Here is a 14,426-nt window from a genome sequence, read left to right as displayed (position 1 = left end):
ATACTTTTATCTAAAAATAACGCATTTCTATCTATTTGAATCTATATCTAACTAGAAAATAATAGACACTGCTAATATTCTAGCCATTTACACACTTCCTGCTAAATAAGTTCTTGTTTTAATATAAAAATTACCTATAATAAGAACCCTTATATGTTTTCGTAAACATATAATCCAATGGGGCGTTATTGGTTCCTCGCAACGGTGTTCAGCTTACTTAGTCAGGTTCGGAAGAAAGCAGCTTGGGTTGAAATTTCTGTGTGCCGAGGGTTGCTGGTAACGCCCCACCCTTTTATCTCCTCTCAAAGATCTTATCTATATTTTCCATTCCAGTTTCATATCATGCAAAATAAAAGCGGTTAAATTCCAGTTAAAATTTACGACTTGCAAATTTATTTTGAAATTTAACCGCTTGTTACGACTTTTTGTAATATAACTTGGAACTACTCTTTTTCCGGCTTCGGTAATTTATATAACTGGTTTTTATACAAATAGCTGCCGAGTAGTGCATGTGCTAATGCCTCTCTTTTCATCACTTCCGGCTGTTCTTGAGCTTTTAAACTGTGATCCGCTTTATTGTAAACAAAACCTTGAATCGGTGTATTTGGACGCATCACCACTACCGATCCATCACCTTTCATCATCGCCTGTGTGGCATCATATTGCATAAAGGCACGATTCGGATTTACCTCTTTGGTTAAATCATAACCAAGCATCGGATATTCTCCGCTTATACCGGCAAGTGAAAGTAAAGTCGCCGGCATATCAATTTGGCTGACTAAACGGTTATCACGTTTTGCTTCAATGCCCTCACCGATAAACAATGCCGGAATATGGAAATGCTGAATCGGTACTAAATGTTCACCTACTGCTCGAGAATCGTGATCAGCGATCACCAAGAAAATCGTATCCTGCCAATAATCAGATTTTTTGGCTAACTCGAAGAAATGCCCAATCGCAAAATCAGCATATTTTGCCGCATTATTTCGAGTTTGTTTCGGCTGTTCATATAACTCAATTTTACCGTCTGGAAATTCAAACGGATCATGATTACTTGAGCTAAACACTAAGCTGAAAAACGCTTTACCTTCTTTGTGTAACTGAGTGAAAGTTTCATTCGCTTTATCAAACAGATCTTCGTCACTCATACCCCAAGTTGCTTTAAATTTCGGATTTTTATAATCTTTTTCATCAATAATGCGGGTAAAGCCGTTACCATAGAAAAAGCTCGCCATATTGTCGAAATGTTTTTCTCCGCCATAGATAAAGCTAGTGTCATAACCTTGACGGCGTAATAATTCGGCAATACTAAAGAAATTAGTCTGGCTCTTAGTTAATTTTACCACCGCACGTGCCGGTGTCGGCGTAAAGCCGGTAGTGACCGCTTCAATACCTCGCACGGAGCGAGTTCCGGTGGCATATAAATTCTCGAATAACCAGCCTTCTTTTGCCAATCTGTCAAAATTCGGAGTAAGTGGCTTACCACCAAGCGTTCCGACAAACTGTGCACCTAAACTTTCTTCTAAAATAATCACGATATTTTTCGGCTTGCCTTGATAGGTTGCTTGGTTATAAGTCAACGTCGGGATTTCGGTCGAAATATAGTCGGCACCCGCTCTGCCTCTCGCCTGTTTAATCAAAGTAAACATTTCTTCTACGGACATCTTGCCGTATTGCTCAGAAGATTTATCTTCATCTTTTAATTGTTGTATCGCATACAACACAGAATAACCTGAGTTTAACACTAATGAGTTAATTAACGGATCACTAGAAAATGCCACCATTGCTGGGTTTATACCACGATGAGCGAAAGATGAACGTCCACCGATAAATACTAACGCGGCAACCAATAAAGCGATTAATGGACGGAATTTCCAATTCGGAAAACGAAGATTGTTAGTCGCCCAACCAGACAATTTCCAATACACCACTAACGAAATCAATGCTAATAATGAGCTAATAATAACCGTGGTTAAATGCCCATTAATCAGCATAGTAAACACTTCTTTTGGGTGTACTAAATATTCGATAAACAGTCGGTTGGGACGTAAATCGAAGGTTTCAATAAAGTTTGGCGTCGCTGCTTCCATAAACAGAATAAAGACTGAACCGGCGGTGAGCCAGATACGTAAAATGATACGCCATAAATTACCTAATATATTGTTATTTAAGAAAAGTGCGGTAAATAGTGCCGGCACACCAAATAACCAACAAAGGGCGGAAATATCAATGCGAATACCTTGTAAGAAAAGCGGTAACCAGCCATCAACGGCAGAAACGCGATCAGCTTGCCACAGACCTAGTCCAAGGCGAGATAAAGACAGTATAAGTAGATTGATCCCAACAAAAAACAGTATTGGGAACAACACAGAACGACGTTGTTCCATAATTTCTCCTTTTAAATTTAAAATAAAGCACGAACTGATAATCAGCTGTACAAATAGTATCGAATGATTATTAAGATTTTATTAAGACTTGATCGCCTAAGCGAATTACGCCGCTATTTTGAGGCACTAAATGAATACCAAAAACCGGCTTACCTTTTTCATTGGTATGCATTTGTTTAAGTGTTCGGAAAGGCTCAACGTTCGGGTCGAGTTCAAGTGTAGTTAAATCACGGGTAATCATTACACAACGAGTGCATAATGCAGACTTGGTGAATAAGACCTCGCCGATTTGTACTTGTTCCCATTGTTCCTCTTCAAACGGATGATTTCCGTCCACCACAATATTCGGACGAAAACGATCCATAGAAATTTCAACCTGTGACCAGAGCTTAACCTGCTCAAGTGATTTTTCCGACATTAATGAAACCGGATTACTATCGGCAAAACTTAACGGATGTTGAGCAAAGTTTGCCACTTCACGTTGGCTTTTTCTTCCTAACCAACGTAATTGCACTGCTCGCCCGAAAATGTCACTTAACCATTGATTTACTTCGGCTGTTGCCACAAGCGAATCGAAAAGTGTTCCCCATACTTCGCTAGTTTGCACGCGTTGGAAATCTTGGTAAAGTACCACACATTTTTGACCGCTTGTATGGCAAATGACGACTCCCGTCGCAATTGGAAACACAGACAAGTTGTATAACTCCGCATCTTTACGGGCTGTTATAAATTTACCGTCGGTTTCGGTAATCATAAATTCTCGATCAAAGTTTAGCCCTTTAGGCTCGACAAAGGCTTGCTCGACACGATAAGCTGCCGTTGATTTAATCGGATAAAGGTTAAGTTGTGTTACTTTCATGGGTAAAAATTCCTGTAAATTTAACCGCTTGTATAAATACGTTCGCACCATACCTAAAAGCGGTTAAAAAGTAAAAGGAATTTGCAAATAAAGAAGGGAGGCGATAAACTTATCGCATTTATCGCCCTAAATTAGGTAATTGAAATATGGCTAAAAAAACCACCCAAGATTTTGAATCAACTCTTAAGGAATTAGAAGCAATTGTCAGCCACTTAGAAACGGGCGAATTGCCTTTAGAAGAAGCACTCAATGAATTTGAAACTGCGGTAAAACTTGTCCAACAAGGACAAGAACGCTTACAAAAAGCGGAGCAACGTATTCAGATTTTACTCAATAAAAACGCGCAAGCTGAACTTTCCGATTACGAATAAAAATAACAATGAGCTACTCTCTTTCAACTGATCTTAGCGTTATTCAACAACGCATCAATCATTTTTTAAGTACCCAATTAAAAACATATCAAGCCTATGATTCTGCTTTAATTGATGCAATGTCTTACGCCGTATTACTGGGTGGAAAACGAGTTCGCCCGTTCTTAATTTATGCTACCGGCAGAATGTTGGGCGTATCGCTTGAACAGCTTGATCACAGTGCTGCAGCAATGGAAGCAATCCATGCTTATTCATTAGTGCATGACGATTTACCGGCAATGGATGACGATAAACTTCGCCGAGGTAAACCAACCTGTCATATTGCTTTTGATGAAGCAACCGCTATTCTTGCCGGCGATGCGTTACAAAGTTTTGCTTTTGAACTGATCGCCCAAGACGAATCATTAACCGATTCGCAAAAAGTCCGCCAAATTCAAGCACTTGCTCAAGCTGCTGGTGCAAGAGGCATGTGTTTAGGGCAAAGCCTCGATTTGCTTGCTGAAGATAAAGCGGTCAATTTAGCTGAATTAGAATTAATTCATCGTAATAAAACCGGTGCATTAATTATTGCTTCCGTATTGATGGGCTTTAATTTATCCGCTCATTCGCAAAATTTAGCCGTAAAACAACCGCTTGAACGCTATGCACAAGCAATTGGATTAGCGTTCCAAGTGCAAGATGATATTTTAGATGTGATTGGTGAAACCGATAAAATTGGTAAAACGGTAGGTTCAGACGAAAACTTGCATAAAAGCACTTATCCGAAACTACTGGGGTTAGAAGGTGCAAAACAAAAAGCACAAGAATTATACCAAATCGCATTAGATTCACTTGAACAATTACCATTTGATACTACCGCACTACAAGAGCTTGCTGCTTTTATCGTAAAACGTGAAAGCTAAATATTTTGCTAGGATTGTAGACAAAAAATGCAACCAACCCGGTTGCATTTTTATTTTGATTTGACATCTTCAAAAGTTTCAGGCTTTGTCCAAATTAGGAAATCCCAAATCATACCAATTCTAGCTAAAAGCTCTCTCAATCTTACCTTAATATGCCCTTCCGGATACTTCGCAGCGAAACAAATCGCATTAATATTATGATATTTAGCAATAAATAATGCTCTTTCGCAATGAAACTGTTGGGAAATAATAATAAAGGGTTCTATTTTATAAACTTTAGCTGCTCTCACAACCGAATCTAATGTTCTATAGCCAGCAAAATCTTGCTTCACAATCGATTTTGGAATCCCCATACGATATAGATCGTTCGACATCACTTTCGGCTCATTATAATATGGCGTTTTATTATCCCCACTGACTAATAACTGACTGACTTTTCCTTTTTTAATTAAATCCGCAGCAGTATCTAAGCGATATTTATAATAGAGATTTGGTACACCTTTTGTATAAAACTTTGCCGTACCAAGTACCATTGCATATTTATGCTTTGGTAGCTTATTAATATCCGTATAAATACGATCTTTCACATACCAACCGGTAGCACAATCAATCACAACCAATAAAAAACCAATGATAAATATACTCCAACCGAATAATAAGCTAGTACGAAAACAGAACGCTACGCACCTCTTCCATAGAGGTGTTATGTATACCGCTGTTTCTGTCGTTTGCATAAGTTCCATATTATTCCGTATGATAAGGCTGTCGTATATAGACTATACATTTGAGCAAATGTTCAACTTAGCTAGCATAACTGAGCCAATGAAAATTGCAAGCCTAACTTAACAGCCAGAATTCTAGACGTTTAGACGGCTAAATTTTCTTGACAAAGGCTCTCTAGGCGATTACTTTATACATATTTTTAGGCGTTTAGACGTCTATACACATAAAAAGATAAAGCGGTTTATTTTTTATAAAATTTTGCAAATCTAGGACAAACGATGGCATATAGTATGACTCTTTTTAAAGAACAACCTCTAACACTTGCACTTGGAGGTGAAATATCTCCTATTGAAGTGGCTTACCAAACTTACGGTACACTAAATGAGGATAAAAGCAATGTCGTACTTATTTGTCATGCCCTAACCGGTGATGCGGAACCTTATAAAAATTCACCGGAGCAAGGTTGGTGGCAAGATTTTATAGGGGAAGGGCTTGCCTTTGATACTAAACGTTACTTTTTTATCTGTTCAAATGTTTTAGGTGGCTGTAAAGGAACAACAGGCCCATCTTCCATCTCGCCTAGCACTGGTAAGCCATATGGCAGTCAATTCCCAGTCATTACTGTACAAGATATTGTTCAAGTACAAAAAGCCTTACTTGATACATTAGATATTTCTCATTTACATGCCGTAGTCGGTGGTTCTTTCGGAGGAATGCAAGCAACCCAATGGGGCATTAGTTATCCTGATTTTGTCGATAATATCGTTAATCTTTGTTCTTCACTAACATTTAGTGCTGAAGCCATCGGATTCAACCACGTTATGCGTCAAGCAATTATTAATGACCCACATTTTAATCATGGTGATTATTATGACGGAACACCGCCGGATAATGGCTTAAAAATAGCACGAATGTTAGGGATGCTCACTTACCGAACAGATGTACAACTGGCACGAGCATTTGGAAGAGAAATGAAGCAACAAAGTGAGATTTGGGGAGATTATTTCCAAGTCGAATCCTATTTAAGTTATCAAGGTATGAAATTTCTCGATCGTTTTGATGCTAACAGCTATTTACGTTTATTAAGAGCATTGGATCTATATGATCCTGCACTTGGCTACGCAAATGAACAAGAAGCCTTACAGCGTATTAAAGCGAATTATACCTTAGTGGCGGTAACTAGCGATCAATTATTCAAACAAATTGACGTACAAAAAAGTAAACAACGATTAGAAAGTGCCGGCGTAAAAGTGGATTACTATGAATTTCATTCTAATTTCGGACACGATGCCTTTCTGGTTGATTATGATTTCTTTGAGCCAATGATCAGAAAAGGGTTAAAAAGCTAAAACAAGTTTTAACCAAATCTAAAACATAAAAGGTCACTTGATATTGCGACCTTTCATTCTACATACTATTGACCCTAAACATGGGTCTGAACGGGTAAAGTACCTTTAATTTCTTCAATTAAATCACCGTTTTTGAAAAAGACATAACCACCATTTTGCATTTTTACCCATTGTTCATTTTTAGTGAGTGGTTGAGTGGTAATAATCGTGACTTTATCATTAGGCGTTGTGTATTTACTAAAATCAATTTCGACATCGTCATCACGTAAAGCGGTACTAAACGGTGCTTTTCGCGTCACATAATATAAATTCGTTGAACAACGAGCGATCATCCAGTGACCATTAGAAAGAATAAAATTGAATACGCCGTGAGTGGCCATTTCTGACGTAATCTCAACTACTGCATCGAAAATTTCTTTCTCGCTCGGTTTTTTGAGAAAACGTTCTCTTAATTGGGAAACTAAGCAACAAAATGCAGCTTCCGAATCAGTCGAACCAATCGGTTGATAATGACATTCTTCACAAACACCGACCCCTTCAACCGTGCCATTATGAGCAAAAACCCAGTTTTCACCCCATAATTCTCGAATAAATGGATGCGTATTTTCTAAATTAATATCACCTCTTGTTGCTTTACGAATATGAGCAATAACATTAAATGATTTAATACGATATTGGCTGACTAAGTCCGCCATTGGAGATGAAGCACCCGGACGGTTATCTCGAAAAATACGCACACCTTTACCTTCAAAAAATGCAATGCCAAAACCATCAGTATGTTGATCAGTTAAGCCTGCACGGCGACGAAATCCCTCAAAGGAGAAGGTAATGTCCGTTGGGGTATTGCAATTCATTCCGAGTAATTGACACATAAATTTTATTCTTTGTTAGATAAAGTTGAAAATTATTAAAAATTAACCTTTCGGCTATCACTAAAGCTATTTTCACAAATCTTATAAATAATTCAATAGAACTAGATCAAAAATTTTATAGCTTATAGTCATTATTTATGTCTATATAATAATATATTTTCCCATCGATACCAGCATTAACTATACACTTTCTTTTCTACAGAGAGAAAATAAGAAAATAGTGCCAGCACATACAACCACCGAAGGTCCTGCCGGCGTATCCTTCCAAGCTGAGAATAATAACCCACCGCTCACAGCTAAAATGCTAAAGAAAATAGCATAACCTACCATCGCTTCCGGCGTTCGAGAAAAACGACGAGCTATTGCAGAAGGAATAATCAGCAAAGATGTAATGATCAATGCACCAACAAATTTCATACTTAACGCAATCGTCAAAGCAGTCAATAACATCAGTAATAAGCGTAAACGTGCAACATTTAGCCCTTCAATTTGAGCTAATTCCGGACTAATCGTTATTGAAAGTAAGTTCTTCCAGAAAAAAGCCAGTATGCCACCAATAAATAATGTGCCGATACCAATAAATACGACATCATTAAAATCAATCGCCAATAGATCACCAAATAAATAGGACATCAGATCTACTCTTACATTGTCCAGTAAACTAATTGTAATCACACCCAGCGAAAGGCTACAATGAGCAATAATGCCTAAGACAGTATCCAGTGAATAACTGGTTTTATGTTCCAACCAAACCAAAAGCATTGCCAAAATTAATGTCATAATAATCACGGCAATATAAGGATCAATTTGTAGAAAAATCCCTAAGGCTACGCCGAGTAAGGCAGAATGTGAAAGGGTATCGCCAAAATATGCCATTTTACGCCATACCACAAAAGCACCGAGCGGTGCGGTAATGAATACCAATAATAGCCCGGCTAACCAAGCCGGAAATAAAATTTCAAACATATCTTTGTTTATTCCAAACGTGATATTTCTCTAATACAAGCGGTCCGTTTTTTGCAAAATTCGCGAAAATATCACCGCTTGTAACGTTGTACTGCACTGGCTGCATCTTGTGATTTCAGCCATTGCATTTTCTCTTTAATCTGTTTTTCCATTCCTCTTTCGGTTGGCTGATAAAAAACCGTATCCTTCAATTCTGGAGGAAAATAATTCTCGCCTGCTGCGTAAGCATTCGGTTCAAGATGAGCATAACGATATTCTTCACCATAGCCTAAAGATTTCATTAACTTGGTCGGAGCATTGCGTAAATGCTCAGGAACATCATAATCTTTAGCTTCTTTGGCTAACTGTTTTGCTTGATTAAATGCGTTATATACCGCATTACTTTTAGGTGCTACCGCCAAATAAATGACCGCTTGTGCTATCGCACGCTCCCCTTCATAAGCTCCGACACGGGTATAACAATCCCAAGCATTGAGTGCAATTTGCATTGCTCTAGGATCCGCATTACCAATATCTTCCGATGCAATAGCTAATAATCTACGAGCGACATAAAGCGGATCACCACCGGCTGTTAAAATACGTGCATACCAATAAAGTGCACCATCTGGAGAAGAACCTCGAACAGACTTATGTAATGCCGAGATAAGATCATAATAGCGGTCACCACCTTTATCAAAGCGAGCTTGACGTTCCCCTAAAACTTCAACAAGTAAATCTTTATTCAGTAATTTTCCTTGTGCGGAATCTATTGCCATATCGCTCATCAGCTCTAAGCAATTCAATGCAAAACGTGCATCACCATTAACATAATCAGCAAGTAATTCAATCACATTATCTTCGATATGATAATTTTCTGTACCAAGACCACGTTCTTTATCTTGTAATGCAGTGGTTAAAACTTGACAAATTTCGACTGCTTGCAAAGGCTTAAGAATATAGATTCTCGTTCGGGAAAGTAACGCATTGTTCAGTTCAAAGGATGGGTTTTCAGTTGTCGCACCGATGAAAATTATCGTGCCGTCTTCAATATGAGGTAAAAAAGCATCTTGCTGACTTTTATTAAAACGATGGACTTCATCCACAAAGAGTAAAGTCCGTCTACCGGTTTGACGATTTAATTTTGCTCGTTCAATCGCTTCACGGATTTCTTTCACACCGCTTGTTACCGCCGAAAGGCGTTCTACTTCAGCATCAAAATGATGAGCAACAATTTCAGCGAGAGTCGTTTTACCTGTACCGGGCGGTCCCCAAAAGATCATTGAATGAGAATGTCCGGCTTCAATCGCTCGGCGTAACGGTTTACCTTCACCAATAAGATGAGATTGTCCGACATACTCTGCTAGAGTACGAGGACGCATTCTAGCAGGTAAGGGTTGGAAATCTGACGAGAAATCAAAAGATAAGCTATTCATAGTTTAACGTAATCTTAATTGACGACGAATTTGACGCATCAATAAAAAAATCCAAGGCCATAGAATACCGCTAATAACAGCACCGAGAATTTCTTGCGAATTAAATTCCGCACTATGTAAAACCAATTCAACAAAGAAAATTAAGAAACGGATTACAATAATATACAACATCACTAAAATGGCTTGTAACCAGAGCGATAAATTACGCAAAATTAAATGATGTTTTGCCACAAAATAAATAGCAACGGATAAAACTAATGCATGAATCCCTAAAATTGAACCTAAAATAAGATCCCACACAATACCAGCTAAGAATGCTGTACCGACACTAATTTTATTCGGTAATGCCAATGCCCAATAAATCAACACCAACACAACCCAAGTTGGGCGTAACCCTTGTAACCCTACCGGCCAAGGCATTATTTCCAAAACAAATGCAACCGTGAAAATAAATAATAATACCAAAATCTGAAAAAGTGGATTTGTTCGCATTACTCTGCTCCTTGTTCTGTATGATGATGCTCATCACTGTCCGTTTCCGGCTGAGTTGCAGGATTAATCGGCTCATCCGTATTCTCAAGTATTTCTTCTTTAGTATCTTCTTTAACCTCTTCTTTTTTCTTCTCTTTTAAACGATCAAGAGGATTCAAACTATTACGACGTTCTTCAACCACATCACGAACTTGTTGAGGCGACAAACTCTGTGCCTTACGAAGCTCTTCCGAAGTTGGCCATAATAGAAGTAAATATCTTAAGCGATCAAATGAGGCTAACGGCCGTGCAATAATACGAGCAAATTGGCTTTGCGTATCATTTGTGACCGCTTCAACAATAGCGACCGGATAGCCTTCCGGAAAACGTCCACCTAAGCCGGAAGTCACTAAAACATCGCCTTTCACCACATCAACCGAACGAGGTAAATTATCGATGAAAATTTCGTCATTATGCCCTGTTCCGTTTGCGATACCTCGAACATCATTCCGAAGCACTTGAATTGGCACCGCATGCGTAACATCGGTAATCAATAATACTCGGCTACTGTTTTCTCCTACAGAGATAACTTGCCCTACCACACCGCGCTCATCAATAATCGGCTGCCCGACAAAAGCTCCGTCATTCTTACCTCGATTGATAATTACCTGTTGACGATATGCATCCATTTCTGCCGTTAAAACTTCACCAATCTTTTTGTACTCATCTTGACGCAACGGAGAACTCAATAATAATCGTAAACGTTGATTTTCCACTTTAAGTTGATCTAACAGCAATAAATCAGCATTTTTTTCACGTAACTGCTCTTTTAAAACACGGTTTTCCAGTTGTAATTTATTATTATCAATAAAATTGTTACTGACGCCATCTAAGACGGAACGGGGAGTATTTGCAAAGTAATATAAACCGCTAATCGCCGTTTCAAGCATATTACGGAATTGAATAATCGCAGAACTTCTACCATCAAAAGCAATGAGTGTGATAGAAATAACAATAGCAAGAAATAGGCGTACACCTAATGATGGGGCTTTAGCAAAAATTGGTTTCATTGTTTACTATTTTGATAGGTAAATGACTGGGGACCGATAAGAAAATAATGGATAATGGACATATTGTATGCCATTACCCATTATTATTTATATCAATAAAATGGAGAACTAGTCATCGCTACTAAATACGTCGCCACCGTGCATATCGATCATATCTAGTGCTTTACCGCCACCACGAGCAACACAAGTTAAAGGCTCTTCTGCCACAATTACCGTTACGCCGGTTGCTTCTGAAAGTAATACATCTAAGTTTTGTAATAATGCACCACCACCAGTTAATACCATACCACGCTCAAAAATGTCTGCCGCAAGTTCTGGAGGGCATTGCTCTAATACAGATTTAACCGCTTCCACAATACCATTTAACGGCTGTTCAATTGCTTCTAAAACATGTTTGGAATTTAATTCAAACGTACGTGGTGCACCTTCAGCAAGGTTATGACCGTGAACTTCCATCGTACGAATTTCATCTTCATCACGAATAATCGCCATGGCGATTTCTTTCTTAATGCGTTCTGCAGTTGCCTCACCGATTGCTGAACCAAAATGACGACGTACATAAGCGACAATCGCTTCATCTAATTTATCACCGCCGATACGCACAGATGTTGAATAAACAATACCATTTAAAGAAAGTACAGCAACTTCTGTCGTACCGCCACCAATATCAATGACCATAGAACCTGTTGCTTCATGTACAGGTAAACCTGCACCGATCGCAGCTGCCATTGGTTCCTCAATCAAATAAACTTCACGAGCACCCGCACCAATTGCAGATTCTTTAATTGCACGACGTTCTACTTGCGTTGCACCTGCCGGAACACAAACTAACACGCGAGGGCTAGGACGCATAAAATTATTACTATGCACTTGTTTAATAAAGTGTTGTAACATTTTCTCTGTTACAAAGAAATCAGCGATAACGCCGTCTTTCATTGGGCGAATCGCAGTAATACTTTTTGGTGTACGCCCAAGCATTAATTTAGCATCAGAACCTACCGCAGCAATACTTTTTAAAGAACCAATACGATCTTGACGCACAGCAACAACCGATGGTTCATCAAGTACAATACCTTGACCTTTCACATAAACTAATGTGTTTGCAGTACCGAGATCGATAGAAAGATCGTTAGAGAACAATCCTAGAAATTTTTTAAACATATAAGGGAATCCATTGAATTTGGGAATTTGCAACTATAAAAAAATAATGCTCACCACGGAGCAAAAAATTACGACTAAATATAACAAAAAAGCCCCCTATACTTCAATGAATAATTTTAATAAACAAAAAATATCGAGGTTTTTATATTAAGAAATTTTAAAACAAAAAAACGCCATTCAAAATGAATGGCGTTTAAGATAAAACTTATTTAAAAATTAGCCTTTGTAGTTATAAACGTGAGCTACTAAGTCTAATACTTTGTTTGAATAACCAGTTTCGTTATCGTACCAAGATACTAATTTAACGAAAGTATCTGTTAATGCGATACCTGCTTTAGCATCAAATACTGAGGTTTCCACTGCACCATTGAAGTCTGTAGAAACTACTGCATCTTCTGTATAACCTAAAACACCTTTCATTTCATTTTCTGAAGCACGTTTAATTTCTGCACAGATTTCTTCGTATGTTGCAGGTTTTTCTAAGTTAACAGTTAAGTCAACAACAGAAACGTTTGCTGTTGGAACACGGAAAGCCATACCAGTTAATTTACCGTTCAATGCAGGTAATACTTTACCTACTGCTTTCGCTGCACCTGTTGATGAAGGAATGATGTTTTGTGAAGCACCACGACCACCACGCCAGTCTTTAGCCGATGGACCGTCTACAGTTTTTTGTGTCGCAGTTGTTGCGTGAACTGTAGTCATTAAACCTTCTTTGATACCAAATTTGTTATGGATTACTTTAGCTAATGGTGCTAAGCAGTTAGTTGTACAAGAAGCGTTAGAAACGATATCTTGACCTGCATATGCATCGAAGTTTACACCGTTAACGAACATAGGTGTTGCATCTTTAGATGGACCAGTTAATACAACTTTTTTCGCACCCGCAGTAATGTGTTTACGTGCTGTCGCATCATCTAAGAATAAACCTGTTGCTTCAACTGCGATATCAACACCGATTTCATCCCATTTTAAGTTAGCTGGATCACGTTCAGCTGTTACACGGATTGCTTTACCGTTAACAACTAATTGACCGTCTTTAACTTCAACAGTACCATTGAAACGACCGTGAGTTGAATCGTATTTTAACATATATGCCATATAATCAACGTCGATTAAGTCGTTGATACCTACAACTTCGATATCATCACGAAGTTGAGCTGCACGGAACACGATACGACCGATACGACCGAAGCCGTTAATACCAATTTTAATTGCCATAGATTTTTCTACCTATATTAAAGTTAAACAAAACTGTTCTTCTAATACTTTTAAGAAGTGTACGGATTATAGCACATACTCCAGTATGACTTACAACTAAAAGAACCGAAACCAATATAACAGATAAATTTTTTGTGATCTATGTCAAAATTTTAAAATTTGTAACGCTAAAGTGGTAAAAAAACTGTAGAATTGGAGAGAAATTTCTATCTTAGGAGTGAAAATGATTAAAGATATTGATGAACTAACGGAAGAACAAATTGAGATTCTGATTAATCATGGGACAGAAATGCCATTTACTGGTAAATTCTTACATGAGGAACGTATTGGAACCTACCGTTGTGCTCGTTGCCACAATGCACTATTCCGTTCCGATACTAAATTTGATGCCGGTTGTGGCTGGCCGAGTTTCTATGAAGCCGTTTCAGACGATGCATTACGTTATTTAGACGATTATAGTTTAGGTCGCCATCGTACTGAAATTCGTTGTGGCAACTGCGATTCGCATATGGGTCACGTATTTAATGATGGGCCTCCGCCGACAGGTTTACGTTTCTGCTTAAACTCTATCGCCCTCAACTTTAAATGGGATAAAACCGGCGAAGAAATTGATGGTTAATTAATTTTATAAATTAAATATCATTTAATACATTAAACATAAT

At 38.2% G+C, this 14,426-nt stretch carries 14 protein-coding genes and 1 other RNA gene; 5 read left to right on the top strand and 10 right to left on the bottom strand.

Going from position 1 to position 14,426, the window contains the following annotated elements:
* Positions 1-185: 185 nt before the first annotated feature.
* Positions 186-283: signal recognition particle sRNA small type (gene ffs / locus NYR60_RS02500), an RNA gene on the top strand.
* Between the two features lie 160 nt (positions 284-443).
* On the opposite strand, the gene NYR60_RS02495 is transcribed toward ffs, so the two are convergent.
* Both NYR60_RS02495 and NYR60_RS02490 read right to left on the bottom strand, forming a co-directional pair.
* Positions 444-2,387 carry an LTA synthase family protein gene (locus NYR60_RS02495; protein WP_279467591.1) on the bottom strand — a complete coding sequence of 648 codons (1,944 nt, stop codon included), beginning with the start codon at positions 2,385-2,387 and terminating at the stop codon, positions 444-446.
* A 70-nt stretch (positions 2,388-2,457) separates the two neighbouring features.
* Positions 2,458-3,246: an MOSC domain-containing protein gene (locus NYR60_RS02490; protein ID WP_279467590.1), complete on the bottom strand. Its 789-nt coding sequence runs from the start codon at positions 3,244-3,246 to the stop codon at positions 2,458-2,460.
* 146 nt (positions 3,247-3,392) lie between these two features.
* Between NYR60_RS02490 and xseB the strand changes: the two genes are divergently transcribed.
* Positions 3,393-3,617: an exodeoxyribonuclease VII small subunit gene (gene xseB / locus NYR60_RS02485; RefSeq protein ID WP_279467589.1), complete on the top strand. Its 225-nt coding sequence runs from the start codon at positions 3,393-3,395 to the stop codon at positions 3,615-3,617.
* Between the two features lie 8 nt (positions 3,618-3,625).
* Positions 3,626-4,519, top strand: a complete 894-nt coding sequence (gene ispA / locus NYR60_RS02480; RefSeq protein ID WP_279467588.1) for a (2E,6E)-farnesyl diphosphate synthase — start codon at positions 3,626-3,628, stop codon at positions 4,517-4,519.
* A 50-nt stretch (positions 4,520-4,569) separates the two neighbouring features.
* Here ispA and NYR60_RS02475 read toward each other — a convergent pair whose 3' ends face one another.
* On the bottom strand, positions 4,570-5,262 hold the full coding sequence (locus NYR60_RS02475; RefSeq protein ID WP_279467587.1) for a SanA/YdcF family protein: 693 nt from the start codon (positions 5,260-5,262) through the stop codon (positions 4,570-4,572).
* Positions 5,263-5,520: 258 nt separating this feature from the next.
* Between NYR60_RS02475 and metX the strand changes: the two genes are divergently transcribed.
* Positions 5,521-6,591: a homoserine O-acetyltransferase MetX gene (gene metX / locus NYR60_RS02470; RefSeq protein ID WP_279467586.1), complete on the top strand. Its 1,071-nt coding sequence runs from the start codon at positions 5,521-5,523 to the stop codon at positions 6,589-6,591.
* A 74-nt stretch (positions 6,592-6,665) separates the two neighbouring features.
* On the opposite strand, the gene NYR60_RS02465 is transcribed toward metX, so the two are convergent.
* The 7 genes from NYR60_RS02465 to gap form a co-directional block, all read right to left on the bottom strand.
* Positions 6,666-7,463 carry a class II glutamine amidotransferase gene (locus NYR60_RS02465; protein WP_279467585.1) on the bottom strand — a complete coding sequence of 266 codons (798 nt, stop codon included), beginning with the start codon at positions 7,461-7,463 and terminating at the stop codon, positions 6,666-6,668.
* A gap of 180 nt (positions 7,464-7,643) precedes the next feature.
* Positions 7,644-8,429: a zinc ABC transporter permease subunit ZnuB gene (znuB, locus tag NYR60_RS02460; protein ID WP_279467584.1), complete on the bottom strand. Its 786-nt coding sequence runs from the start codon at positions 8,427-8,429 to the stop codon at positions 7,644-7,646.
* 71 nt (positions 8,430-8,500) lie between these two features.
* Positions 8,501-9,841, bottom strand: a complete 1,341-nt coding sequence (locus NYR60_RS02455; RefSeq protein WP_279467583.1) for a replication-associated recombination protein A — start codon at positions 9,839-9,841, stop codon at positions 8,501-8,503.
* Positions 9,842-9,844: 3 nt separating this feature from the next.
* On the bottom strand, positions 9,845-10,333 hold the full coding sequence (gene mreD, locus NYR60_RS02450) for a rod shape-determining protein MreD (RefSeq protein ID WP_279467582.1): 489 nt from the start codon (positions 10,331-10,333) through the stop codon (positions 9,845-9,847).
* Positions 10,333-11,382 carry a rod shape-determining protein MreC gene (gene mreC, locus NYR60_RS02445; RefSeq protein WP_279467581.1) on the bottom strand — a complete coding sequence of 350 codons (1,050 nt, stop codon included), beginning with the start codon at positions 11,380-11,382 and terminating at the stop codon, positions 10,333-10,335. The genes mreD and mreC overlap by 1 nt, the downstream gene beginning before the upstream one ends.
* A gap of 108 nt (positions 11,383-11,490) precedes the next feature.
* Positions 11,491-12,543, bottom strand: a complete 1,053-nt coding sequence (locus NYR60_RS02440; RefSeq protein WP_279467580.1) for a rod shape-determining protein — start codon at positions 12,541-12,543, stop codon at positions 11,491-11,493.
* Positions 12,544-12,759: 216 nt separating this feature from the next.
* Positions 12,760-13,764: a type I glyceraldehyde-3-phosphate dehydrogenase gene (gene gap / locus NYR60_RS02435; protein WP_014991331.1), complete on the bottom strand. Its 1,005-nt coding sequence runs from the start codon at positions 13,762-13,764 to the stop codon at positions 12,760-12,762.
* A gap of 223 nt (positions 13,765-13,987) precedes the next feature.
* Between gap and msrB the strand changes: the two genes are divergently transcribed.
* Positions 13,988-14,383, top strand: a complete 396-nt coding sequence (gene msrB / locus NYR60_RS02430; protein ID WP_279467579.1) for a peptide-methionine (R)-S-oxide reductase MsrB — start codon at positions 13,988-13,990, stop codon at positions 14,381-14,383.
* Positions 14,384-14,426 lie beyond the last annotated feature (43 nt).

The organism is Actinobacillus genomosp. 2 (assembly GCF_029773605.1).
GTDB lineage: Bacteria > Pseudomonadota > Gammaproteobacteria > Enterobacterales > Pasteurellaceae > Actinobacillus.
Note: the sequence above shows the minus strand (reverse complement) of the source record. Positions and strands in the feature narration are given on the sequence as shown.

What these genes read in the sequence shown, in the direction of transcription:
- NYR60_RS02495 (WP_279467591.1), bottom strand. Translation starts at nt 2,387, where the DNA reads ATGGAACAACGTCGTTCTGTGTTGTTCCCAATACTGTTTTTTGTTGGG.
- NYR60_RS02490 (WP_279467590.1), bottom strand. Translation starts at nt 3,246, where the DNA reads ATGAAAGTAACACAACTTAACCTTTATCCGATTAAATCAACGGCAGCT.
- xseB (WP_279467589.1), top strand. Translation starts at nt 3,393, where the DNA reads ATGGCTAAAAAAACCACCCAAGATTTTGAATCAACTCTTAAGGAATTA.
- ispA (WP_279467588.1), top strand. Translation starts at nt 3,626, where the DNA reads ATGAGCTACTCTCTTTCAACTGATCTTAGCGTTATTCAACAACGCATC.
- NYR60_RS02475 (WP_279467587.1), bottom strand. Translation starts at nt 5,262, where the DNA reads ATGGAACTTATGCAAACGACAGAAACAGCGGTATACATAACACCTCTA.
- metX (WP_279467586.1), top strand. Translation starts at nt 5,521, where the DNA reads ATGGCATATAGTATGACTCTTTTTAAAGAACAACCTCTAACACTTGCA.
- NYR60_RS02465 (WP_279467585.1), bottom strand. Translation starts at nt 7,463, where the DNA reads ATGTGTCAATTACTCGGAATGAATTGCAATACCCCAACGGACATTACC.
- znuB (WP_279467584.1), bottom strand. Translation starts at nt 8,429, where the DNA reads ATGTTTGAAATTTTATTTCCGGCTTGGTTAGCCGGGCTATTATTGGTA.
- NYR60_RS02455 (WP_279467583.1), bottom strand. Translation starts at nt 9,841, where the DNA reads ATGAATAGCTTATCTTTTGATTTCTCGTCAGATTTCCAACCCTTACCT.
- mreD (WP_279467582.1), bottom strand. Translation starts at nt 10,333, where the DNA reads ATGCGAACAAATCCACTTTTTCAGATTTTGGTATTATTATTTATTTTC.
- mreC (WP_279467581.1), bottom strand. Translation starts at nt 11,382, where the DNA reads ATGAAACCAATTTTTGCTAAAGCCCCATCATTAGGTGTACGCCTATTT.
- NYR60_RS02440 (WP_279467580.1), bottom strand. Translation starts at nt 12,543, where the DNA reads ATGTTTAAAAAATTTCTAGGATTGTTCTCTAACGATCTTTCTATCGAT.
- gap (WP_014991331.1), bottom strand. Translation starts at nt 13,764, where the DNA reads ATGGCAATTAAAATTGGTATTAACGGCTTCGGTCGTATCGGTCGTATC.
- msrB (WP_279467579.1), top strand. Translation starts at nt 13,988, where the DNA reads ATGATTAAAGATATTGATGAACTAACGGAAGAACAAATTGAGATTCTG.